The 22,629-nt window shown below is 70.1% G+C and carries 15 protein-coding genes; 5 read left to right on the top strand and 10 right to left on the bottom strand.

The features are described 5' to 3' along the window. Window positions 1-127 precede the first annotated feature (127 nt). The gene (locus R2B38_RS29300) at window positions 128-1,351 is read right to left on the bottom strand and encodes a S8 family peptidase (RefSeq protein WP_318018907.1); all 1,224 of its coding nucleotides are present in this window, start codon (window positions 1,349-1,351) and stop codon (window positions 128-130) included. A gap of 255 nt (window positions 1,352-1,606) precedes the next feature. Here R2B38_RS29300 and R2B38_RS29305 point away from each other — a divergent pair, with 255 nt between their 5' ends. Beyond that, window positions 1,607-4,231, top strand: a complete 2,625-nt coding sequence (locus R2B38_RS29305) for a glycosyltransferase family 1 protein (protein ID WP_318018908.1) — start codon at window positions 1,607-1,609, stop codon at window positions 4,229-4,231. 73 nt (window positions 4,232-4,304) lie between these two features. Here R2B38_RS29305 and R2B38_RS29310 read toward each other — a convergent pair whose 3' ends face one another. The 3 genes from R2B38_RS29310 to R2B38_RS29320 form a co-directional block, all read right to left on the bottom strand. Next, entirely contained in the window at window positions 4,305-4,814 is a 510-nt protein-coding gene (locus tag R2B38_RS29310) for a DUF1990 domain-containing protein (RefSeq protein ID WP_318018909.1), read from the bottom strand. A gap of 82 nt (window positions 4,815-4,896) precedes the next feature. Further along, window positions 4,897-6,552: a M4 family metallopeptidase gene (locus R2B38_RS29315; RefSeq protein ID WP_318018910.1), complete on the bottom strand. Its 1,656-nt coding sequence runs from the start codon at window positions 6,550-6,552 to the stop codon at window positions 4,897-4,899. Window positions 6,553-6,809: 257 nt separating this feature from the next. Further along, complete coding sequence (locus R2B38_RS29320) at window positions 6,810-8,837, bottom strand: M4 family metallopeptidase (protein ID WP_318018911.1); 2,028 nt, start codon at window positions 8,835-8,837, stop codon at window positions 6,810-6,812. 372 nt (window positions 8,838-9,209) lie between these two features. Between R2B38_RS29320 and R2B38_RS29325 the strand changes: the two genes are divergently transcribed. Beyond that, a complete protein-coding gene (locus tag R2B38_RS29325; protein ID WP_318018912.1) occupies window positions 9,210-10,640 on the top strand; it encodes an ammonium transporter in 1,431 nt (476 codons plus the stop codon). A 24-nt stretch (window positions 10,641-10,664) separates the two neighbouring features. Further along, window positions 10,665-11,000, top strand: coding sequence for a P-II family nitrogen regulator (locus R2B38_RS29330; RefSeq protein WP_033282819.1), 336 nt, complete (start codon window positions 10,665-10,667; stop codon window positions 10,998-11,000). A gap of 211 nt (window positions 11,001-11,211) precedes the next feature. Here the strand turns inward: R2B38_RS29330 and R2B38_RS29335 are convergent, their stop codons facing one another. The 6 genes from R2B38_RS29335 to R2B38_RS29360 form a co-directional block, all read right to left on the bottom strand. Then, window positions 11,212-12,975, bottom strand: coding sequence for an ABC transporter ATP-binding protein (locus tag R2B38_RS29335; RefSeq protein ID WP_318021822.1), 1,764 nt, complete (start codon window positions 12,973-12,975; stop codon window positions 11,212-11,214). An 11-nt stretch (window positions 12,976-12,986) separates the two neighbouring features. Further along, window positions 12,987-14,699: an ABC transporter ATP-binding protein gene (locus R2B38_RS29340; RefSeq protein WP_318018913.1), complete on the bottom strand. Its 1,713-nt coding sequence runs from the start codon at window positions 14,697-14,699 to the stop codon at window positions 12,987-12,989. Between the two features lie 115 nt (window positions 14,700-14,814). After that, on the bottom strand, window positions 14,815-15,723 hold the full coding sequence (locus R2B38_RS29345) for an alpha/beta hydrolase family protein (RefSeq protein ID WP_318018914.1): 909 nt from the start codon (window positions 15,721-15,723) through the stop codon (window positions 14,815-14,817). Between the two features lie 35 nt (window positions 15,724-15,758). Further along, window positions 15,759-16,778: an aldo/keto reductase gene (locus R2B38_RS29350; protein ID WP_318018915.1), complete on the bottom strand. Its 1,020-nt coding sequence runs from the start codon at window positions 16,776-16,778 to the stop codon at window positions 15,759-15,761. A gap of 291 nt (window positions 16,779-17,069) precedes the next feature. Then, window positions 17,070-18,941: an ABC transporter ATP-binding protein gene (locus R2B38_RS29355; protein WP_318018916.1), complete on the bottom strand. Its 1,872-nt coding sequence runs from the start codon at window positions 18,939-18,941 to the stop codon at window positions 17,070-17,072. After that, complete coding sequence (locus R2B38_RS29360; RefSeq protein ID WP_318021823.1) at window positions 18,938-20,773, bottom strand: ABC transporter ATP-binding protein; 1,836 nt, start codon at window positions 20,771-20,773, stop codon at window positions 18,938-18,940. The genes R2B38_RS29355 and R2B38_RS29360 overlap by 4 nt, the downstream gene beginning before the upstream one ends. Window positions 20,774-20,985: 212 nt before the next feature. Here R2B38_RS29360 and R2B38_RS29365 point away from each other — a divergent pair, with 212 nt between their 5' ends. After that, a complete protein-coding gene (locus tag R2B38_RS29365) occupies window positions 20,986-21,897 on the top strand; it encodes an ABC transporter ATP-binding protein (protein WP_318018917.1) in 912 nt (303 codons plus the stop codon). Beyond that, on the top strand, window positions 21,894-22,628 hold the full coding sequence (locus R2B38_RS29370; RefSeq protein ID WP_318018918.1) for an ABC transporter permease: 735 nt from the start codon (window positions 21,894-21,896) through the stop codon (window positions 22,626-22,628). The genes R2B38_RS29365 and R2B38_RS29370 overlap by 4 nt, the downstream gene beginning before the upstream one ends. Window position 22,629 lies beyond the last annotated feature (1 nt).

Raw genomic sequence — 22,629 nt, forward strand, 5'->3', positions numbered from 1 at the left:
ACCGGTGGAGCCTTCCCACCCTATTCGGGTTAGCAATCCGGCAGGTTGCTAACTACTTACGCGCAGGTCTCCACAAAAGATCCAGGCCCCGTCCTGGGCGGACGGGGCCCGAACCGTCACTCCCGGGCTACGACCGCGGTACTTGCAGAAGTTTGTCCGGCGAACCGAGCCCAGCGCCGGACACCTTCCCGGAAACCGCCCCCGAGACAAGAGCCGCGGAGACCTGTGCCGGGGTGGCACGCGGGTGGCCGGCGAGATAGACGGCCGCCGCGCCGGCCGCGTGGGGCGACGCCATCGACGTACCGGAGAAGGTCGCCTTCCCCGTGTCGCTCGCGTACGACGAGGAGGTGATCGAGACGCCCGGGGCGAACAGATCGACGGCCGGGCCGAAGTTCGAGAAGGCCGCCCGGGCGTCCGCCTTGTCGGTGGCGCCGACCGTGATGGCCTCCTTGACGTCCGCGGGGGAGTACAGGCCGGCCGACAGCCCGTCGTTGCCCGCCGCGACCGTGTACGTGACACCGGCGGCGATCGAGTTGCGTACGGCCGCGTCCAGCTGGGCGTTGTGGATGCCGCCGAGGCTGAGGTTGGCGACCGCGGGCTTGTGCGCGTGCCGGGTGACCCAGTCGATACCGGCGATGACCTGCGAGGTCGTACCGGCTCCCGCGTTGTCGAGGACCCGTACGGCGACGACCTTGGCCTTCTTGGCGACGCCGTACATGGTGCCGGCGATCGTTCCCGCGACATGGGTGCCGTGGCCGTTGCCGTCCTGGGCGGTGGCGTCGTTGTCGGCGAAGTCCCAGCCGTAGCTCGCCCGGCCGCCGAAGTCCTGGTGGGTGATCCGGATGCCGGTGTCGATCACGTACACCGTCACGCCACTGCCCCCGGACCCCGGCGAGGTGTAGCTCTTGCTCAGCGGCAGGCTCGCCTGGTCGAGCCGGTCGAGCCCCCAGGACGGCGGATTGCGCTGGACACGGGAGGCGCTACGGCTGCTGCTGTCCAGGGTGACGCGGGTGTCCTGGGCGACCGAGGCGACCCGGGCGTCCGCCGCGAGGAGTCTGGCCTGTCTCTCGTTGGCCTTGATGGCGTAGCCGTTCAGGGCGGTGTCGTAGGTGTGGCTTATTTTCGCCCCGTACTTCGTGGCGAGGCCCTTGCCTGCGGCCGACGGAGCCGCTGTTCCCCCCTTCAGCGTCACCAGGTAACTGCCGCTGACGGAACCGGGTTCACCGGCGCCGAGTATGGTCCCCTCCGGTGCGGCGTGCGCGGGCAGGGTGATGGCCGAAAGCACCACGATGGTGGTGACCGCGGTCAGGCCCCCCGCCCGGCGCAGACGCCGCGTGCGCGTCCGTGCCATGTCGAGTTCCCCTCCTTCAACTCTCCACAGGGCAGCCTCTCGTGAGGCGCGAAGCACCACAAGGGCGCACGAGGGGCCCGTATTAGTTCAGGGTGGTAATAATCAGCCCGTCCGGCGTTTGAGGACGAGGCCGTCCAGGCCGATGGGGGTCTGGGGGCGAAGCCCCCAGCGACGCCCACACCATCACCGGTACCGTCATCACACACGACGACACACATTGCCGTGTGTCATCCAGCGAAGCGCCGAGGTGGAGCTGTGAAGGCGATCCGTCGATTCACCGTCCGTCCCGTTCTCCCCGAACCCCTCCGACCTCTCAGTGATCTGGCGCGCAATCTGCGCTGGTCCTGGCACGCCGACACCCGCGATCTCTTCCAGTCCGTCGATCCCGAGCGGTGGACCGCCTCGGAACGCGATCCCGTACGACTCCTCGGCAGCGTCTCCGCCGAGCGGCTCGCGGAGCTGGCCGAGGACAGCCGTTTCCTGCGCCGGCTCACCGAGGTCGCGGGAGACCTCGCCGACTACGTGGGCGGTGACCGCTGGTACCAGACCCAGGCCGCCGAACGTGAACTCCCCGCCGCCGTCGCCTACTTCTCACCCGAGTTCGGTGTGACGGCCGCCCTGCCGCAGTACTCCGGCGGCCTCGGCATTCTCGCGGGCGACCATCTGAAATCGGCCAGCGATCTCGGCGTACCGCTGATCGGCGTCGGACTCCTGTACCGGCACGGCTACTTCCGCCAGTCGCTGTCCCGGGACGGCTGGCAGCAGGAGCACTATCCCGTCCTCGACCCCAACGAACTCCCGGTCGCGCTGCTGCGGGAGGAGGACGGCTCCCCGGCCCAGGTCTCCCTTGCGCTGCCTGGCGGCCGTTCGCTGCGCGCCCGCGTCTGGCTGGCCCAGGTCGGCCGGGTACCGCTGCTGATGCTCGACTCCGACGTCGAGGAGAACGACCTCGGCGAACGCAGCGTGACCGACGTCCTCTACGGCGGCGGCAGTGAACACCGGCTGCTGCAGGAGATGTTGCTCGGTATAGGGGGTGTGCGGGCGGTCCGGACGTACTGCCGCCTCACCGGTCACCCCGAGCCCGAGGTGTTCCACACGAACGAGGGACACGCGGGCTTCCTCGGCCTGGAGCGGATCGCCGAACTCTGCGACGCGGGGCTGGACTTCGACGCCGGCCTGGAGGCGGTGCGGGCCGGCACGGTCTTCACCACGCACACCCCGGTACCGGCCGGAATCGACCGTTTCGACCGGGAGTTGGTGGCCCGGCACTTCGGTTCCGAGGCCGAACTCCCGCGCCTGGACGTCCAGCACATCCTGAACCTCGGCATGGAGACCTACCCGGGCGGCGAACCCAACCTCTTCAACATGGCCGTGATGGGCCTGCGCCTGGGCCAACGGGCCAACGGCGTCTCCCTGTTGCACGGTCAGGTGAGCCGCGAGATGTTCTCCGGACTCTGGCCCGGGTTCGACGCCGAGGAGGTGCCGATCACCTCCGTGACCAACGGGGTGCACGCGCCGACCTGGGTCGCCCCCGAGGTGCTCCGGCTCGGGGCGCGGCAGATCGGCGCGACCCGCACCGAGGACGCGCTGACGGTGGGCGGTTCGGACCGCTGGGACGCGGTCGCGGAGATCCCGGACCAGGACATCTGGGAGCTGCGCCGCGATCTGCGTGAGCAGTTGGTGGTGGAGGTACGGGAGCGGTTGCGCGCCTCCTGGCGTCAACGCGGCGCGGGATCAGCCGAGTTGGGCTGGATCGACGGTGTCCTCGACCCCGACGTCCTCACGATCGGATTCGCGCGCCGCGTCCCGTCGTACAAGCGCCTGACGCTGATGCTGCGTGACCGGGACCGGCTGATGGATCTGCTTCTGCACCCGGACCACCCCATCCAGATCGTGGTGGCGGGCAAGGCGCACCCGGCGGACGACGGCGGCAAGCGCCTCGTCCAGGAGCTGGTGAAGTTCGCGGACGATCCGCGGGTCCGGCACCGCATCGTCTTCCTCCCCGACTACGGCATGGCGATGGCGCAGAAGCTGTACCCCGGCTGCGACATCTGGCTCAACAACCCGCTGCGCCCGCTGGAGGCGTGCGGCACGAGCGGGATGAAGGCGGCGCTGAACGGCTGCCTCAACCTCTCGGTGCTGGACGGCTGGTGGGACGAGTGGTTCCAGCCGGACTTCGGTTGGGCGATCCCCACGGCGGACGGTACGGGCACGGATCCCGATCACCGGGACGATGTGGAGGCCGCGGCGCTGTACGACCTCCTGGAGCAGCGCGTCACCCCGCGTTTCTACGAACGCGGCCAGGACGGGTTGCCGGACCGGTGGATCGAGATGGTGCGCCAGACGCTGACGTTGCTCGGGCCGAAGGTGCTTGCCGGGCGCATGGTGCGTGAGTACGTGGAGCGGCTTTACGGACCGGCCGCGCATGCCCATCGCGCGATGACCCCGGACGCGGCTCGTGAACTTGCCGCGTGGAAGGGGCGGGTGCGTTCCGCTTGGCACGGGGTGACCGTCGACCATGTGGAGACGTCTGCGGCTACGGCCACGGCGGAGCTGGGTACGACGCTCAATCTCCGGGTGCGGGTGGGGTTGGCGGGGCTTGCTCCGGATGATGTGGAAGTGCAGGCGGTTTCGGGGCGGGTGGATCCGGAGGACCGGATCGGGGATGCGACGACGGTTCCCTTGAAGCCGGCGGGGGGGCCGGATGCGGAGGGGCACTGGTTGTACGAGGGGCCGCTTGCCCTTGATCGCACCGGGCCCTATGGGTACACCGTGCGGATCCTGCCTGCGCACCGACTTCTCGCGTCCAGTGCGGAGTTGGGGTTGGTGGCGGTGCCCTCCGAGGACGGGGTGGAGGGTGCAGGGGTGTTGATGCGGTAGCTCTTCGTCTGCGGGTCCGCCGTGGCTGGTCGCGCAGTTCCCCGCGCCCCTTGGGGCGCGGGTGGTCCCCTTCCTACACCTCCGAGTACGGCGCGCACATCTGGCGAAGGGTGTTGCCGATCCTGCGTGCGTACGCGTGCTGCAAGCCTCTCGTCGCCGGGCCGCCCAGGCGGGCGTACCACTTGGCGCCTCGGCTGAAGGCGGAGACCGTCAGCCAGACTGTGCCATCGCCCGTGCGGTCGACGATGAAGGCTTCCTCGCCGGATTCGGGGTGGCCGGGGAGGGTGCCGTAGGCCCAGCCGGCTCTGCGGTGTTCCTCCACCGTCCAGACGATGCGGCAGGGGGCCTTGATGAGGCCGGCGAGGGTGACCGTCACGTCGACGCCGGGGGCCGCTTTTTCCGCGGTCGCCTCGATGCCTACGCCCAATTCGCGGTGGAGTTCCCAGGTCAGGACCGCCTCGGCGGCCCGGCGGAAGACCTTCTCGCCCTCGCCGATCCGGGTGCGCACATACAGGGGATGGAAGCCCGGGGGGCAGAAGCCGCGTTCGCGGGTCGCGCCGACGTCGTCGTACGTGAAGGACATGGAACCCAAGAGTAGGGCGGTACCCGGAATTGCCTTCGCTCCGGGTACCGCCCTAGTCACTTATCTGTCAACTCGGCTGTCGTCAGCTGACGTTGACGGCCGACCAGGCGGCCGCCACCGCGTTGTACTCGGTGGAACCGGAGCCGTACAGCGCCGCCGCCGCCGACAGGGTGCCGGTGCGGGCGCCCGCGTACTTGGTGGTCGACGTGAAGTACGTCGTCAGGGCCTTGTACCAGATCTGCAGCGCCTTGGCGCGGCCGATGCCGGTGACCGTGGAGCCGTTGGACGTGGGCGAGTTGTAGCTCACGCCGTTGATCGTCTTCGCGCCGCTGCCCTCGGACAGGAGGTAGAAGAAGTGGTTGGCGACGCCCGACGAGTAGTGCACGTCGAGGTTGCCGACCGAGGAGGACCAGTAGTTGGCGGAGCCGCCGTCCTTGCTGGGCTGGTCCATGTAGCGCAGCGGGGTGCCGTCGCCGTTGATGTTGATCTTCTCGCCGATGAGGTAGTCACCCACGTCGGACGAGTTGTTGGCGTAGAACTCCACGCCGGTGCCGAAGATGTCCGAGGTCGCCTCGTTCAGGCCGCCGGACTCGCCCGAGTAGTTCAGGCCCGCGGTGTTGGAGGTGACGCCGTGGCTCATCTCGTGGCCGGCCACGTCCAGCGAGGTGAGCGGGTGGGTGTTGCTCGACCCGTCGCCGTACGTCATGCAGAAGCAGCTGTCGTCCCAGAACGCGTTCACGTACGAACTGCCGTAGTGGACACGGGAGTAGGCGCCGACACCGTTGTTCTTGATGCCGCTGCGGCCGAACGTGTCCTTGTAGAAGTCCCACGTCTCCTGGGCGCCGTAGGCGGCGTCCGCGGCGGCGGTCACGTCGGTGGTGGAGCTGGACGCGGCGCCGGTGCCCCAGGTGTTGGTGGTGTTGGTGAAGAGGGTGCCGGTGCCGGACGTCCCGTGCTTCAGGTTGTACGTCTTGTGGCTGCCGCGCGAGGCGTCGGTCAGCGAGTACGTCGTGCCCGACAGCGTGGTGGTGAGGCTGACGGTGCCCGAGTACAGGGTCTTGCCGGTGCCAGTGGCGTTCTCGATGCCCTGGTACTCGAAGAGCTTCTTGCCGGTGGCCGCGTCGGTGATGACGTGCAGCTGGTTCGGGGTGCCGTCGTCCTGGAAGCCGCCGACGATCGTCTCGTAGGCGAGGACGGGGGTGGCGCCGCCGGCCCAGATGACCTTGCGGGCACCGTCGGCGGCGGTCTTGTCGGAACCGGCGGCCTTGGCGATGGTCAGCGCCTGCTTCTCGGCCTTGGCGGTGGAGATCTTCGGCGTGACGGTGGAGACCTTGATGGCCGCCGCGTGCGCCTTGGTGACACCCTCCGTCTTGCCGGCCGGCGAGGTGTGCACGACGAGGTCGCCACCGAGGACCGGGAGGCCCGCGTAGGTGCGCTCGTAGCGGGTGTGGAGCGTGCCGTCGACGTCCTTGACGACGTCCTTGACGACCAGCTTCTCCTTGGTGCCGAGGCCTATCTGCTGGGCCGTCTCGGGCGCGGCGGCCTGCTTCTCCTGGACCAGCGCGGCACGCGCGGAGTTGGAGAGGAGCTGCGGGGCGGCGGCGAGGGGCGCCGGCTTGGCCGCGGCGGGCTGGGCAGAGGCGCCGGTGCTGACACCGGTGGCGAGCAGGGCGCCGGCGGCGACCGCGGTGGCGATGGCCAGGGTGGTGCGCTTGTGACGCGCGTAGAGGGGGGTCACGCAAGCTCCTCTGTGGGGGAGTCCGGACGGCGTGGGGTTACCGACCGGAGCGATGGTGAATTGGCTGTGCTGAAGCGGCGTGAGGGAAGAGTGGCACCAGGGGCGCGTACATGTCAGGACCCTCAAGTGATGTTGGCTGAAAATCGACTGTCCGGTGAACGTTGCGGCAATGTAAACGCCCATAACAGGGCGCCGCCCCGGAGTTGAAACCCCGGGGCGGCGTCTTGTTTGCGCGGCGTGAAGTGGACGCCTGGGTTTTACGGGAACGTAAGCTTCCAGCTGTTGATGTAGCCGGTGTCCTGTGCCGCCACGTCCTGGACCTTCAACTTCCAGACGCCGTTGGCGACTTCGGAGGACGCGTTGACCGTGTAGGTGGCCTGCACGTTGTCCGCCGAGTCGGACGAGCTGGAGTTCTTCAGGCGGTACGTCGACCCGTCCGGAGCGACCAGGTCGATCACCAGGTCGCCGCGCCAGGTGTGCACGATGTCGACCGTGACCGCGAGGTTCGAGGGCGCGTTGCCCGTCCGCCCGGACACGGTGACGGAGGACGTGACTGCCGCCCCGTTGTCCGGAATCGACACGTCGGCCGTGTTCTCGAACGAGGTACCGGTGCCCCCGCCGCCACCGGAGCGCGCACCGACCGCGACGGCCGCCCACGCGTCCTGCACCGCCTTGTACTCGGCGCCCGTCGTGCCGTACAGCTCACCGGCCGCGGCCAGTGTCCCGGTGCGGGCCGCCGCGTAGTTGGTGGTGGACGTGAACTTCGTGGTGAGCGCGCGGTACCAGATCTGCAGCGCCTTGTCCCGGCCGATGCCGGTGACCGGAAGCCCGTCCGAGGTGGGCGAGTTGTAGCTGACGCCGTTGATGACCTTGGCGCCGCTGCCCTCGCTCAGCAGGTAGAAGAAGTGGTTGGCGATGCCCGACGAGTAGTGCACGTCGAGGTTGCCGACACCGGAGTACCAACTGTCCGCGGAGCCGCCGTCCTTGCTCGGCTTGTCCATGTAACGCAGCGGCGTGCCGTCGCCGTTGATGTCGATCTTCTCGCCGATGAGGTAGTCGCCCACGTCGGTCGAGTTGTTGGCGTAGAACTCGACGCCGGTGCCGAAGATGTCGGAGGTCGCCTCGTTCAACCCGCCTGATTCACCGGAGTAGTTGAGCCCGGCGGTGTTGGAGGTGACGCCGTGGCTCATCTCGTGCCCCGCCACGTCGAGGGCGGTCAGCGGGTCCGCGTTGCCGGAGCCGTCGCCGTACGTCATGCAGAAGCAGCTGTCGTCCCAGAACGCGTTGACGTACGAATTCCCGTAGTGCACACGGGAGTAGGCGCCGACGCCGTTGTTCTTGATGCCGCTGCGGCCGAACGTGTTCTTGTAGAAGTCCCAGGTCTCGGCCGCGCCGTAGTGCGCGTCGGCGCCGGCCGTCGCCGCGTTCGACGTGGTGCCGTTGCCCCAGGTGTTGGTGGTCTGCGAGAACAGCGTGCCGGTGCCGGACGTCCCGTGGTTCAGGTTGTACGTCTTGTGGCCGCCGCGGTCGCCGTCGGTCAGGGTGTAGTTGGAGCCCGACTGCGTCGTCGTCAGCGGGACCGAGCCGCTGTACTGGGTGTTGCCTGTACCGGTGGCGTTCTCGATGCCCTGGTACTCGTAGAGCTTCTTGCCGGTGGCCGCGTCGGTGATGACGTGGAGCTCGTTCGGGGTGCCGTCGTCCTGGAGGCCGCCGACGACCGTCTCGTAGGCGAGGACCGGCTTGCCGCTCGCGGCCCAGATCACCTTGCGGGCCGAGTCCGCGGCCGACTTGGTGGAGCCGAGGGCCTTGGCGCGGGAGACCGCCTGCTTCTCGGCGGCGCCGGTCGTGACGCTCGGCGTGAGGTCGGCGACGGCGATGGTGGCGTTGGTCGCCTTGATGACGCGCTCGGTGGCACCGGACTTGGCGGTGTCGACGACCAGGTCGCCGCCCAGGACCGGGAGTCCGCCGTAGGTGCGCTCGTAGCGGGTGTGCACCGTGCCGTCGGCGTCCTTGACGACGTCACGGACGACGAGCGCCTCCTTGGCGCCGAGGCCGATGTCCTTGGCCGTCGAGGTCCGCGCCGACGCGGCGTCGCGGAGCAGCTCGGCGCGCTGCGAGGGGGAGAGCGAGAGGGCCATGTGCGCCGGATTCCCCTTGCTGGCAAGGGGGTTGGCCGGAGCGGCGGAGGAGGTCGCGCCGGCCTGGACGGCTGCGGCGAGCAGAGCGGTGACGCCGGCTACGGCGACTATGTGGGAGGTGCGTCTGCGCGAGGAATTGCTTCTCAACACTGACTCCTTCGGGACGGTCGCGGATCGCGCGACCTGGGGAGATCACAGGGATCACAGTGATCACTGGTGTGAAGCTGTGGGGTTGCTGTGAAGCGCCAGTGGGAAGAGTGGCAGCAGTCCGCGCTTTCTGTCAGGAGCGTGTCAGGAGGTTGGCCGGAATTCGTTCGTTGTCCGGGTGTTCAAGTCCGTTATCCGGACCGTCACTTGGTGTCACGCGGAGCGTCGCTTGAGGAATCTTTGACCGTGAACAGAAATTTTCTCGGCGGACATGCCCCCGGAACCAACCCGTAAAAGATCCGGCACGATCCTGCCGTTCGAACCGGCGGTCCTGCCGGACCGCCGCTCCCACGAAGGGAGTTGACGGCTGCAGTGATTCCTTATCCCAACTGGCTGGACGCGGGCGACAACGCCTGGCAGCTCGTCGCGGCGACGCTCGTCGGCCTGATGAGCATCCCCGGCATCGCGATCCTCTACGGCGGCCTGGTCCAGCGCAAATGGGTCGTGAACACCATGTTCATGGCCTTCACCGGCTTCTCGCTGGTCCTGGTCGGCTGGGTCCTCTGGGAGTTCAAGATGGGGTTCGGCGAACCCCTGGACCCCCACTGGCCCGGTATCCTCGGCGCGTTCGTCGGCCGGCCCGGCACCATCGTCGGTTCGGCGAGCGAACAGCAGCAGGCATGGATACCGCTCGTCAACGGCAACGACCTGATGCCGAGCTTCCACTTCCCGCAGGCCACCCTCGCCTACTTCCACTTCGCGTTCGCGGCGATCACCCCGCTCCTCTTCATGGGCAGCGTGATCGGCCGCATGAACATCCGCGCGTGGCTGCTCTTCGTCCCGATCTGGTCGACCCTGGTCTACACGGTCAACGCCTTCCTGCTCTGGGGCGGCGGCTGGTGGGCGGCCAAGGGTGCGCTCGACTACTCCGGCGGCTACGTCATCCACCTCGCCGCCGGCACCTCGGGCTTCGTCGCGGCGGCGGTGATCGGACCACGCCTGGCCCGCGACCGCGCCCACGGCGTGCCCAACAACCTCCCCATGGTCGCCGTCGGCGCGGGCATCCTCTGGCTCGGCTGGAACGGCTTCAACGGCGGCGACATGTACTTCGGCGGCCACAACGCGGCCCTCGCGGTCCTCAACACCAACCTCTGTACGGCAGTTGCCCTGCTGGTGTGGGTCTTCTGGGACATGTTCGTCGGCCCGCAGCGCAAGCCGACCTTCCTCGGCGGCATCAACGGCATGATCGTCGGCCTGGTGGCGATCACCCCGGCGGCCGGCTTCGTCACCGGGATCGGCGCGATCTACATCGGCATCATCGCGTCGTCGATCGTCTGGCTCGCCTGGACCTACCTGCCCAAGGTCCCGCCGTTCAACAAGGTCGACGACGCGCTCGGCGTCGTCTACACCCACGGCATCGCGGGCCTCGCCGGCGGCATGCTCGTCGGCATCTTCGCCGACCCGGCGGTCGCCGTGTACCTCAACAAGGACGGCACCACGGCGTTCTCCACGAGCGGCTGGCTCTACGGCAACCTCGACCAGCTCTGGAAACAGGCGGGTTCGGCCGGCACGGTCATCGTCTACGACGCCGTGATGACCTTCCTCATCCTCAAGGCGATCGGCCTGTTCGTGAAACTCCGGGCGCCGGACGAGGTATTGGAGGCCGGCGACATCGCGGTCCACGACGAGGAGGCGTATCCGGCGGAGTCGGCGGTGGCGTCGGCGTCGGTGTCCGAACCGGTGGCGGCGGTGGCGGCTCCGGCGCCGATCGCGGAGCAGGCCAAGGAACCGGACTCCAGCTGAAATGGCCGGAGTTGAGGAAGACCCGTGAAACTCGTCACCGCGGTCCTCCCTCCTCACCGAGTCCCGGACGTCATGAAGGCCCTCCAGTCGTTCGGGGTGCGCGGAGTGACGGTGACCGAGGTGAGCGCCTACGAGCCCCGGCAGGTCCGGGTCGAGGTCTACCGGGGCAGCGAGTACCGGGTGAACCTCGCCCCGCGGCTTCGGCTGGACATCCTCACCCTCGACTTCGACGCGACCGACCTCGTCCGTGTCATCCGTGCGGCGGGAGGGCGGGGTACGGGTGGGGGCACGGTGTGGGTGACTCCGGTGGAGGAGGTGGTGCGGATACGGACGCGGGAGCGGGGGCCGGACGCGGTGTGAGGCGTCAACTGCCGGACGGGATCTGATCTTTCAGCCCGTCCGGCGTTTGAGGACGAGGCCCCGGTGCGAGCCGTCAACTGCCGGACGGGGCCTGATCTTTCAGCCTGTCCGGCGTTTGAGGACGAGGCCCCTTCAGGGCCGATGGGGGTCTGGGGGCGGAGCCCCCAGGGACGGGACGGGAAGGGGCGGAGGGGGCGAAAACCGCCCGGCGTCAGCCACCCGACCCCCGCCCGTCCCCGTGCCACGAGTGCCACAGCGCCGCGTACGCCCCGCCCGCCGACACCAGCTCCTCGTGCGGCCCCAGTTCGGTCAGCAGGCCGTTCTCCATCACCGCCACCCGGTCCGCGTCATGCGCGGTGTGCAGGCGGTGGGCGATGGCAATCACGGTGCGGCCCTCCAGTACGGCGGCCAGGGCGCGTTCGGTGTGGCGGGCGGTGGCCGGGTCGAGGAGGGCCGTCGCCTCGTCCAGGATCAGGGTGTGCGGGTCGGCCAGCACCACGCGGGCCAGGGCGAGTTGCTGGGCCTGGGAGCCGTCCGTGGCCGAACCGCCCGCGCCCAGGCGGGTGTTCAGACCGTCCCGCAACTCCCGCACCCACTCCTCGGCGCCGACCGCCGCCAGCGCCGCCCACAACTCCTCGTCCGTGGCAGCCGGTTCGGCGATCAGGAGGTTGTCGCGGACCGAGCCGAGGAAGACGTGGTGTTCCTGGGTGACCAGTACGACCTGGCGGCGCAGTGTCTCCGGTGACAGGCCATGGACCGGGACCCCGCCCACCGTCACCGTGCCCTCGGTCGGCGCGTCCACGCCCGCCAGCAGCCGGCTCAGCGTGGTCTTGCCGGCGCCCGACGGGCCTACCACCGCGAGCCGTTCACCCGGCCGTACGGTCAGGTCGACGCCGTGCAGCACCTCGCCGCCGCGTTCGTAGGCGTACCGCACGCCCGTCACGTCGATCCGGTCGTCCGCCGGGACCGGGGCGGCACCGTCGCCCTCCGCGCGGGGTGCCCGGGCCAGTCCCTCCACGCGGGCGAACGACGCGCCGCTGCTCTGGAGTTGCTCGATCCGCATCAGGATCTCGTCCAGGGGGTCGGTGAACTGCCGTAGATACAGCGCCGCCGCGACCACCGCACCCAGGCCCACCTCCCCGCGCCCGTGCAGCCAGCCGCCGACGAACAGCACGCCCGCCACCGGGATGGTGTACGACACCTCGACCGCCGGGAAGAACACCGTCCGCAGGAACAGGGTGTACAGGCGGCTTCGCAGTGCCGTTCGGAGGGTGTCGCGGCTCGCTGTCACCCGGCGCTCCTGGAGGCGGAACGCCTCCACCGTGCGGGCCCCGGCCACGGTCGCCGTGAGGATCTCGGCGACCTCCGAATTGGCCGCGCCCTCCGCGAGATAGCCGTCCCGGGCCCGGCGCAGATACCAGCGCAGCGCGAACCAGATCGGCGTGAGCCCCAGCACCCCGAACAGCCCGAGCAGCGGGTCGAGGACGAACACCGCGCCCATCACGAACAGCGCCTGCACCGAGCAGACCAGCAGTTCGGGTCCGACATCGCGCAGGGTCGTGCCCACGATCGCCACGTCCGCCGTGCCGCGCGCGGTCAGGTCCCCTGTCCCGGCCCGCTCCACCACCGACGCGGGCAGCGCCAGCGCCCGGTCCACGAAGTCCTCCCGCACCCGCGCCAGCGTGCGCTCACCGAACCGGTGCCCCACGTACCGCGCCCACCGCGCCAGCAGCAACTGGGCCAGCGCACACGCCACGATGACCAGGGCCAGCCGGTCCACCGTGCTCACCCCGGCCCCGGCCCGCACCTCGTCCACGATCCGCCCGAGCAGCCACGGCCCGGCGAGCCCGGCCCCGGCGGCCAGCGCGTTCACGACGAGCACGACGGCGAACGCCCGCCGGTCGGCCCGCACCAGGAGCAACGCCGCCCGCCGTACGTCCGCCCGTTCCGCGACCGGCAGTTGACCCTTCGCCAACGAGGACTGCGTCACCGTACGACCTCTTCCTCTTCCGCGTCCCGGGCCACCAGCGCGCGGTAGCCGGGTTCCTCCGCCAGCAGCCGGCGGTGGCCGCCGCTGGCCGCGACCTTGCCGTCGACCAGGTAGTGCACGGTGTCCGCGTGGTCCAGGACCAGCGGGGACGTCGTGGTCACCACCGTCGTACGGCCCGTGCGCTCCGCGTGCAGCCGTCGCGCGACCGCCGCCTCCGTGTGCGCGTCGAGCGCCGAGGTCGGCTCCACCGCGAGCAGCACCTCGGGCTCGGCGAGCAACGCCCGTACCAGGCGCACCCGTTGACGCTGTCCTCCGGAGAGGCTGCGCCCCTGTGCGGCCACCGCCGAGTCGAGTCCCTCCGGCAGCCCCTGCACGATGTCGTCGGCGGCGGACGCGCGCACGGCCTTCGCCACCGCCTCCGCCGACCGCTCCCGCCGCCCCGACACGACCTCCGTCAGCGGTCCGGCGAACAGGTCGGCCTCGTTGTCGGCGACCAGGATCCGCGCCCGCACCTGCTCCAGCGGAATCGCGTCGAGCCGCGTCCCGCCCCAGGTGGCCATGGACGGCGCGTACCGCCCGAGCCGGTCGACCACCGCCAGCGCGTCGGCGGGCCGCGCCCCGACCAGCGCGGTCAGCCGCCCCGGCAGCACCCGCACCCCGGAGTCGGGATCGTGCAGGACGGCCGGTTCGGCGGGAGCGTCCAACTCCCCGCGGTCCGGGGTGGGTTCGAGCCGGAGCAGTTCTACGACCCGCCGCGCGGCCACCACGCCCCGGCTCAGCTCGTAGACCATCTGCACGAAGAACGCCACCGGGCCGATCAGCACCGCGACATAGCCGTACACGGCGACCAACTCGCCGATGCTGAGCTGCCCTTGGGCCGCCAGCCGGGCCGCGAGCCAGGTCACCACGGCGAGGAACAGCGTCGGCAGCCCGACCCCGATCGCCTGCACCCAGCTGGCCACCGCGCCCACCCGGTACCCCTGCGCCCGCAGTCGCTGCGAGTCACGGCGGAACGCGTCCGCGAACAGCCCCTTGCCGCCAAGGCCGTTGAGGACGCGCAGGCCGCCCGCGAGATCACCGATACGCGCGGTCAGCACGCTCTGCCGCTCCCGGTACTCCGTCTCCACGCTCTGCAGCCGCAGCGTCAACGGCCCCGCGAGCAACGCGATCACCGGCACACCCAGCAGCACCACGGCGGCCAGCGGCGCCGAGATCGACAGCAGCACGCCCGCGACCACGCCGTAGACGACGAGGGCGCCGAAGCCGGGGCCGACGACCGTGAGGGACTGGGCGATCGTCCACACGTCGCCGACGCCGGTGGTGATCACCTCGCCGGCCTGTGCGCGGCGGGAGAGCACGGCGCCGAGCCGGACCGTCTGGCCGACGATCAGCTTGACCGTGCGGAAGTTGGCGTCGATCCGGACCCGGGTCATCGTGCGGTGGCGCATGATGCTCAGCCACGAGTTGACCGCGCCGACCGCGAACAGCGCCCCGGTCCACCAGGCCAGCGCGCCCATGTTCCCCGGTACCAGGCCGTCGTCGACCGCCCGGGACATCAGATACGGCGCCGCCGCCATCAGCACCATCCACACGCTCGACAGCAGCGCCCCGGACACCGCCCGCGCCCGCTGCCGCCACACCAGCCACCACAGGAACCGCCAGCCGCCGCGACGGTCGGGCGTCCCGGGATCCTCGTACGCGTCGATCATGTGCCTCCTTGCCCAGGCTGCCGGGCGCGCGCAGCCGTGAGCGATCCGGGGGTGGTTGGAGGCAACGAAGATTACCGAGCGTGAGCGCGGTTGCCCATCGAATATCGCGGGGCCGCTACTTGCTCTGGAGCGTTCCCAACGGGTCCGGATCGTCCGCCAGTTGGGCGGCCGCCCTCTTCCAGTCGGTGTTCTCGGGGTGCAGGGTGCTGCGCAGGAACGCCGTGGTGAGGTGCTGGAGCAGGGCGACGCGCTCGGGGCTCTCGTCCGTCGTCTCGGCCACCTCGTAGCCGGGGATTCCGCCGAGTGAGTGCTCCGCGCCGTAGAGGGTGAGCAGGGTCTTGTCGCCGGGGCTGTAGGTGTACGGGTCGGTGAACCAGTCCGGGCCGCGGGTGGAGAGCTGGGACTGGTCGTGGTCCCCGGCGACGATCAGCGCCGGTGGGGTCATCGTGGCGAACGACGGCCTCATGAACGGGAGTTGCTCGGCGGCGAACGGGGTCAGGTCGTCGCCCAGGCCGGTCAGGGCGAGGAGCACGCCCGCCTTGACGCGGGGGTCGGACAGGTCTTCGCCGGGGACGCCTTGGGGGTCGAGGACGCGGGCGCCCAACAGCGCGCTCGCCGTCTGGGCTCCCCAGGAGTGGCCGGCCACGGCGATGCGGTCGCGGTCGCGACGTCCTGCCAGACCGGGCACGGAGGCTTCCAGGACGTCGAGTTCGTCCAGTACGCGCTTGAGGTCCTCGATGCGGATGCGCCAGATCTCCGGGAAGCGGGGGTCCTCGTGCGGGATGCCGAGGGTCCTGGAGTCGAGGTGGGTGGGCTGGACGACGACGAAGCCGTGCGCGGCCCAGTGGTCGGCCAGCGGGGCGTAGCCGTTCATCGACCAGCCGAAGCCGTGCGAGAAGACGATGACCGGTAGATCGTCGCCGGTCACGGGTGCGGAGACGCGGACCTGGAGGTCCTCGCCGCGGCCCGGGGCGGGCAGGATCACCGGCTTCACGGACACGATCGCGGGGTTCGGGTCGGACATGGCTGTGCTTCCGTTCGGTTTGTGTCCGGTGGGTCTCAGCGGCGGCGCAGGGACGGGTCGAGGAGGGCGGGCGGGGTGTCGTTCTTCTCGTGGGCGGCGAGATCGGTGCCGGGGGCGACGATCGTGTCGATCGCGTCCAGTACGTCGGCGGAGAGTGCCGTGTCCGCGGCGGCGAGCTGGCTGTGCAGGTGGTCCAGGGTGCGGGGGCCGATCAGCGCGCTGGTCACGCCGGGGTGCGCGGTGACGAATCCGAGCGCGAGCTGGATCATCGTGAGCCCGGCCTCGTCGGCGACCTTGGCCAGCTGTTCGACGGCGTCGAGCTTGGCGCGGTTGGCGGGGACGGTGGTGTCGAAGCGCTGGGGCATGAACGAGGAGCGGCTGGTGGTGACCTCCCGGCCCTCGCGGATCGCGCCGGACAGCCAGCCCGAGGCGAGCGGGCTCCAGGCCAGGACGCCGAGGCCGTACTCCTCCGTCACCGGCAGGACATGGGTCTCGATCCCGCGCTGGAGGATCGAGTAGCTGGGCTGCTCGGTGACGTAACGGCTCAGGTGGTGCTCGCGGGCGGCCCACTGCGCCTGGACGATGCGGTACGCGGGGAAGGTCGAGGAGCCGAAGTGGCGGATCTTTCCCGCGCGTTGGAGGTCGGTCAGGGCGGAGAGGGTCTCCTCGTCGCTGGTGCGGGGGTCCCAGCGGTGGATCTGGTACAGGTCGACGTGGTCGACGCCGAGCCTGCGCAGGCTGTTGTCCAGCTCGGTGACCAGCCAGCGGCGCGAGGCGCCCTGGTGGTTGCGCTCCTCGCCCATCGGCAGGCTCGCCTTCGTGGCCAGCACGATGTCGTCCCGGCGACCGGCGATCGCCTTGCCGAGCAGTTCCTCGGACTCGCCTCCGCTGTACGCGTCCGCGGTGTCGATGAGATTCACCCCGCCCGCGAGAGCGGCATCGACGATCGCGGTGACCTCCTCCTGGCTCGTGCGTCCGATTCTGCCGAAGTTCATGGCACCGAGCGCGAGGGTGCTGACCTGTATGCCGGTGCGGCCGAGGGTGCGGTATTGCATGACGGCGTCCTCCACAATGGGTAAGCGGAACCTTGTTCCGGTAACGATACGGAACGGGGTTCCGGTTAGCAAGCGGGGAGGGGTGGGGGTGGGGTGCGTTGGCTGCCTGCGGTGCGTCGTGGCTGGTCGCGCCCGCGCGGCGGTAGTCGCAAATCGATACAGCCCCGCGCCCCTTAAAAGACACGGCGGGTCGGCGCTTTTAGGGGCGCGGGACGGTATCGATATGCGGCTCCGCCGCGGGGCGCGACCAGCCCCCACCGGCCGGCAGTCAAAAAACAACCTCACCCGCGCTTATGCCAGGCTGTCCCGCCAGGCCCGGTGCAGGTCCGCGAAGCGCCCCGTCCCGGCGATGAGGTCGGCCGGGGTGCCGTCCTCGACGACCCGGCCGTGTTCCATGACCAGCACCCGGTCCGCGATCTCGACCGTGGAGAGGCGGTGGGCGATGACGACCGCCGTCCGGCCGCGCAGGACCGTCGACATGGCGCGCTGTACGGCCTGTTCGCCCGGGATGTCGAGGGAACTGGTCGCCTCGTCGAGGATGAGGACGGCGGGGTCGGCGAGCAACGCCCGTGCGAACGCGACGAGTTGGCGTTGACCGGCCGAGATACGGCCACCCCGCTTGCGTACGTCGGTGTCGTAGCCGTCGGGCAGCGCGCTGATGAAGTCGTGCGCGCCGATCGCCTTCGCGGCCCGCTCGATCTCCTCGCGAGGCGCGTCCGGGCGCCCGATCGCGATGTTCTCGGCGACCGTGCCGGAGAACAGGAACGCCTCCTGCGTCACCATCACCACCCCGCGCCGCAGTTCGGGCGCGGACAGCTCGCGCAGGTCGACGCCGTCGAGCAGGACCCGCCCGTCCGAGGGGTCGTAGAAGCGGGCCAAGAGCTTGGCCAGGGTGGACTTGCCCGCGCCGGTGGAGCCGACGACGGCGACGGTCTGGCCGGCGGGGAGGGTCAGGTCGAAGACGGGGAGGACCTCGCCGCCGGTGCGGTAGGCGAAACGGACGCCGTCGAAGACGACCTCGCGGCCGGGTTGGTCTGTCTCAAGTTCCGGGAGCTGGACGGGTGTTGAGGGTTCGGGGACCGACGGGGTCTGGGCCAGCAGGCCCGCGATCTTCTCCAGGGAGGCCGCGGCCGACTGGTACGAGTTGAGGAACATGCCGAGCCGGTCGATCGGGTCGTAGAGCCGCCGTAGGTACAGGACCGCGGCGGCCAGTACGCCCAACTCCAGTGAGCCGTCCGCGACTCGGGTCGCACCCCAGAGCACGATCACCGCGACGGCCGTGTTGGCGACCAGGCGGGAGCCGGTGACATAGCGGGCCATCTCCAACAGGGCGTCGCCGTTGGCGCGTTCGTGCTGTTGGTTGAGGACCTGGAAGTCGGCGTCGTTCACCGCCTCGCGGCGGAACGCCCGGACCGGGCGGATGCCGTTCATCGTCTCGACGAACTTGACGATCACGCGCGCGATCGCCGTGGAGCGGATCGCGTACACCCGTACCGCGCGCCGCTGGTAGACCCGCACCAGCAGGTACAGCGGCACGAAGGACGCCACCGCGACCGCGCCGAGACCGAGGTCCAGCCAGAGCAGCATCGCCGAGATGTACACGAACGACAGGATGACCGTGATCAGCTCCTGGAGTCCCTCGCTGAGCAGTTCGCGCAGGGCCTCGATGTCCGTGGTGGAACGGGAGATGAGCCGGCCGGACGTGTACCGCTCGTGGAAGTCGATGCTGAGCGCCTGCGCGTGCCGGAAGATACGGCCGCGCAGATCGAGCAGCACGTCCTGGTTGACGCGGGCGGAGGCGCCGATGAACGCGTACTGGAGTCCGCCGGAGAGCAGCGCGCAGAACAGGTAGCCCGCTCCTACGGCGATCAGCGGGCCGTGGTTGTCGTCCCGGAACGCCGGGACCGCGCGGTCGATGGCGTACGCGACCAGCAGCGGGCCTACCTGCACGGCCGCCTGCTGGAGCAGCAGGAGGAGGGTCGTGACGGTGACCCGTGCCTTCATCGGCGCGAGCAGGGAGCGCAGGAGGGTGCCGGTCGCGCCCGGGGGAGTGGGCAGGACGTCGTGGTCGAAGGGGTCGCCCGCGGCGGGCTTGTGCGGGGGCGGGGGTTCGGGGTTGTCGTCGTCGCCGGTGGTGGGGGTGGAGGTGGTGGCCGCGGTCATCGTTCGTCCCCCTGGTGGTCGGCGCCCGACATCAGGTACGCGTACTCCGTGTTCGTCCGCAGGAGTTCCTGGTGGGTGCCGACCGCGGTGATGCGGCCGTCGGACAGGAGGGCCACGCGGTCGGCCAGGAGGACCGTGGACGGGCGGTGGGCCACGATCAACGCCGTTGTGTCGGCCAGGACTTGGCGCAGGGCGGCCTCGACGGCCGCCTCCGTGTGGACGTCCAGGGCGGAGAGCGGGTCGTCCAGGACCAGGAAGCGGGGGTTGCCCACCACCGCTCTTGCCAGGGCGAGGCGTTGGCGTTGGCCGCCGGAGAGGCTCAGGCCCTGTTCGCCTACCTGGGTGTCCGTGCCCTGGGGGAGGGTGTGCGCGAAGTTGGCCTGTGCGACGGCCAGGGCACGCTCCAACTCCGGTTGTCCCGCGCCCTCTTCTGACCCCATGAGTACGTTCTCCCCGACGCTGGCCGAGAACAACGTGGGTTCCTCGAAGGCCACGGCGACGAGGGCGCGCAGCGTTTCCCGGGGCATGGTGGTGATGTCCTTGCCGTCCAGTGTGATCTGGCCGGAGGTCACCTCGTGCAGCCGTGGGACGAGCGCCGTCAGTGTGGTCTTGCCGGTGCCGGTTGCGCCTACCAGGGCCATGGATTCGCCGGTTTTGATGTGCAGGTTGATGTTGTCGAGGGTGGGTGGGGAGTCGGCGGGAGCGTCTGGGTAGCGGAAGGAGACTGTGGTGAAACGGATGCCGTCGTTTTCGGGTGCGGGTTCGTGGGGGCTGGTCGCGCCGTTCCCCGCGCCCCTTTGGGGCGCGTCCCCCGAGGGCGTTTCTTGGTCCTCCGGGGTTTCGTCCATTACCTCGAAGTAGCGCTCCGTCGCCGTTGCCGCCTCCTGGCTCATTGCCAGCAGGAAGCCGATCGACTCCACGGGCCAGCGCAGTGCCAGTGCCGTGGACAGGAACGCCACCAGCGTGCCCGCCGACAGATCCCCGTCCGCGACCTGCACCGTCCCCACCACCAGTGCCGCCCCGAGTGCCAGTTCGGGGAGGGTGACGATGACGCCCCAGATCGTGGCGAGGAGTTGGGCCTTGCGGAGTTCGGTGCCGCGCAGGGTGCGGGAGAGGTCGCGGAAGGCTCGGGCCTGGGTGCGGTGGCGGCCGAAGCCCTTGATGATGCGGATGCCGAGGACGCTCTCCTCGACGACCGTCGTCAGGTCGCCGACCTGGTCCTGGGCGCGGCGGGCCACGTGCGCGTACCGCTGCTCGAAGATCACGCAGGTGATGATCACCGGGATGGCGGGACCCAGGATGACCAGCCCCAGTGTCCAGTCCTGGAGCAGCATGATGATCACGCCGACCAGGATCGTCACCGCGTTGACCAGCAGGAACGTCAGGGGGAAGGCCAGGAACATCCGGAGCAGCATCAGGTCGGTGGTGCCCCGGGAGAGGAGCTGGCCCGAGGGCCATCTGTCGTGGAAGGACACCGGCAGGCGTTGCAGATGCCGGTACAGGTCCGCCCGCATCTCCGCCTCGACGTGTGACAACGGCCGCGCTACCAGCCAGCGCCGCAGCCCGAACAGGGCCGCTTCCGCGATCCCGAGCAGGAGCAGGTACAGCGCCCCGAGCCACACGCCCGCCGTGTCCCGGTCGGCGACCGGTCCGTCCACCATCCACTTCAGGACGAGCGGGAACACCAGCCCCGTACAGGACGCGACGACGGCGACCCCGGCCGCGGCGAACAGCCGTACGCGCACGGGGCGGACGTACGGCCACAGCCGCGCGAGCGTGCGGACGGCGGACCGGTCGGAGTGGTCCTCGGCGGAGGCGGGTGTCGTGGTCATCGTCATCACGGGCGAGCCTACGGACCACCACTGACATCGCCCACCGAGTTTTGGCCGGACCCGGATCGGCCGTTGGTCCTACGACCTGGGTGTTCGAGGGGTCGTAGCGGCGCGCTCGGGGGAGTCGTAGGGGCGCATCAACCGATCGGTTGATGGCCGGTCGAGCGCGATGGGCGATGTGGCGGGACCGGTCCCGGCGGGACCCTCGGTACATGTCAGCCACACCAGTCATCGAAGTCACCGCACTACGGAAGTCCTACGGCGGCCGGGCCGTCGTGGACGGGGTCTCGTTCGCCGTCGAGGAGGGCGAGATCTTCGGGATCCTCGGTCCGAACGGTGCCGGCAAGACCACCACCGTCGAGTGCGTCGAGGGTCTGCGGGTTCCCGACGCGGGACGGGTCCGCGTCGCCGGGCTCGACCCGGTCGCCGACCACGAAGAGGTCGCCCGGGTGCTCGGCGCCCAGCTCCAGGAGAGCGAGCTCCAGGCCAAGCTCACCGTCCGCGAGGCGCTGGAGCTGTACGCGTCCTTCTATCCGCGTCCCGCCGAGTGGCAGCCGCTGGCCGAACGCCTGGGCCTGACCGCCAAGTTGACCACCCGGTTCGCGAAGCTCAGCGGCGGTCAGAAGCAGCGGCTGTTCATCGCGCTCGCGCTGATCGGCAACCCCCGGGTCGTGGTCCTGGACGAGCTGACCACCGGGCTCGACCCGCGCGCCCGCCGGGACACCTGGCAGCTGATCGAGGACGTGCGGGCGAGCGGGGTCACCGTGCTGCTGGTCACGCACTTCATGGAGGAGGCGCAGCGGCTGTGCGACCGGATCGCCGTGATCGACAAGGGGCGGGTGGCCGCCCTGGACACCCCGGACGGGCTGATCCGGCGCTCGGCGGGCTCCACCGTCATCAGCTTCACGCCCTCCGCGGCGCTGGACGACGGTGATCTGAACTCCCTTCCCGCGCTGACGTCCGTGGCCCGCAAGGACGGCCGGATCACGCTCTCCGGCTCCGACGAGACCGTCAACGCGGTCATCACCCTGCTCGCCCGCAACCACATCACCGCCCACCAACTCCGCGTGTCCGACGCCACGTTGGACGACGCGTTCCTGGACCTGACGGAGGTCACCGCATGAACACCGCAGTGCTGCGTACGGAGTTGCGTCTCTTCCGCCGCGAACCCGGCGCTCTCTTCTGGATCCTGCTCTTCCCCACCCTGCTACTGGTGATCCTGGGTTCCATCCCGGGCTTCCGCCACCACGACGCCGACCTCGGCGGCCTGCGCACGATCGACGTGTACGTGCCGGTCGCCGTCCTGCTCGGCATGATCGTCGGCGCGCTCCAGTCGATGCCGCAGAACCTCACCGGCTACCGCGAACGCGGCATCCTCCGCCGCATGTCCGCCACCCCGGTCCGGCCGACGGCTCTGCTCTTCGCGCAGATGGTGGTCTATGGCGCGGCGGCCCTCGTCTCCGCCCTGCTCGCACTGATCGTCGGCCGGCTCGCCTTCGACGTACGGCTGCCGAAGCAGCCCGGCGGCTACCTCCTCGCCCTGCTCCTCGCGATCCTGGCCGCGCTCGCGCTGGGCGCGGTGGTCTCGTCGCTGTCCCGGACCACGAAGATCGCGGGCGCCGTCGGGTCGGCCGTGTTCTTCCCGATGATGTTCTGCGCGGGTGTGTGGATCCCGGTGAACTCCATGCCGGACGTGATGGCCCGCATCGTCGGCTACACCCCGTTCGGCGCCGCCGCCGAGGCCCTGAACCGGGCGGCGGCCGGGAACTGGCCGGGCTGGACGCACCTGGGTGTGCTGGTCGCCTGGACCGTGCTGCTGACCGCCGGCGCCTCGCGCTGGTTCCGCTGGGAGTAGG

Source organism: Streptomyces sp. N50 (assembly GCF_033335955.1).
Taxonomy (GTDB): Bacteria; Actinomycetota; Actinomycetes; order Streptomycetales; family Streptomycetaceae; genus Streptomyces.

What these genes read in the sequence shown, in the direction of transcription:
- R2B38_RS29350 (WP_318018915.1), bottom strand. Translation starts at nt 16,778, where the DNA reads ATGCAATACCGCACCCTCGGCCGCACCGGCATACAGGTCAGCACCCTC.
- R2B38_RS29365 (WP_318018917.1), top strand. Translation starts at nt 20,986, where the DNA reads ATGTCAGCCACACCAGTCATCGAAGTCACCGCACTACGGAAGTCCTAC.
- R2B38_RS29370 (WP_318018918.1), top strand. Translation starts at nt 21,894, where the DNA reads ATGAACACCGCAGTGCTGCGTACGGAGTTGCGTCTCTTCCGCCGCGAA.
- R2B38_RS29300 (WP_318018907.1), bottom strand. Translation starts at nt 1,351, where the DNA reads ATGGCACGGACGCGCACGCGGCGTCTGCGCCGGGCGGGGGGCCTGACC.
- R2B38_RS29360 (WP_318021823.1), bottom strand. Translation starts at nt 20,773, where the DNA reads ATGACCACGACACCCGCCTCCGCCGAGGACCACTCCGACCGGTCCGCC.
- R2B38_RS29340 (WP_318018913.1), bottom strand. Translation starts at nt 14,699, where the DNA reads ATGATCGACGCGTACGAGGATCCCGGGACGCCCGACCGTCGCGGCGGC.
- R2B38_RS29355 (WP_318018916.1), bottom strand. Translation starts at nt 18,941, where the DNA reads ATGACCGCGGCCACCACCTCCACCCCCACCACCGGCGACGACGACAAC.
- R2B38_RS29345 (WP_318018914.1), bottom strand. Translation starts at nt 15,723, where the DNA reads ATGTCCGACCCGAACCCCGCGATCGTGTCCGTGAAGCCGGTGATCCTG.
- R2B38_RS29310 (WP_318018909.1), bottom strand. Translation starts at nt 4,814, where the DNA reads ATGTCCTTCACGTACGACGACGTCGGCGCGACCCGCGAACGCGGCTTC.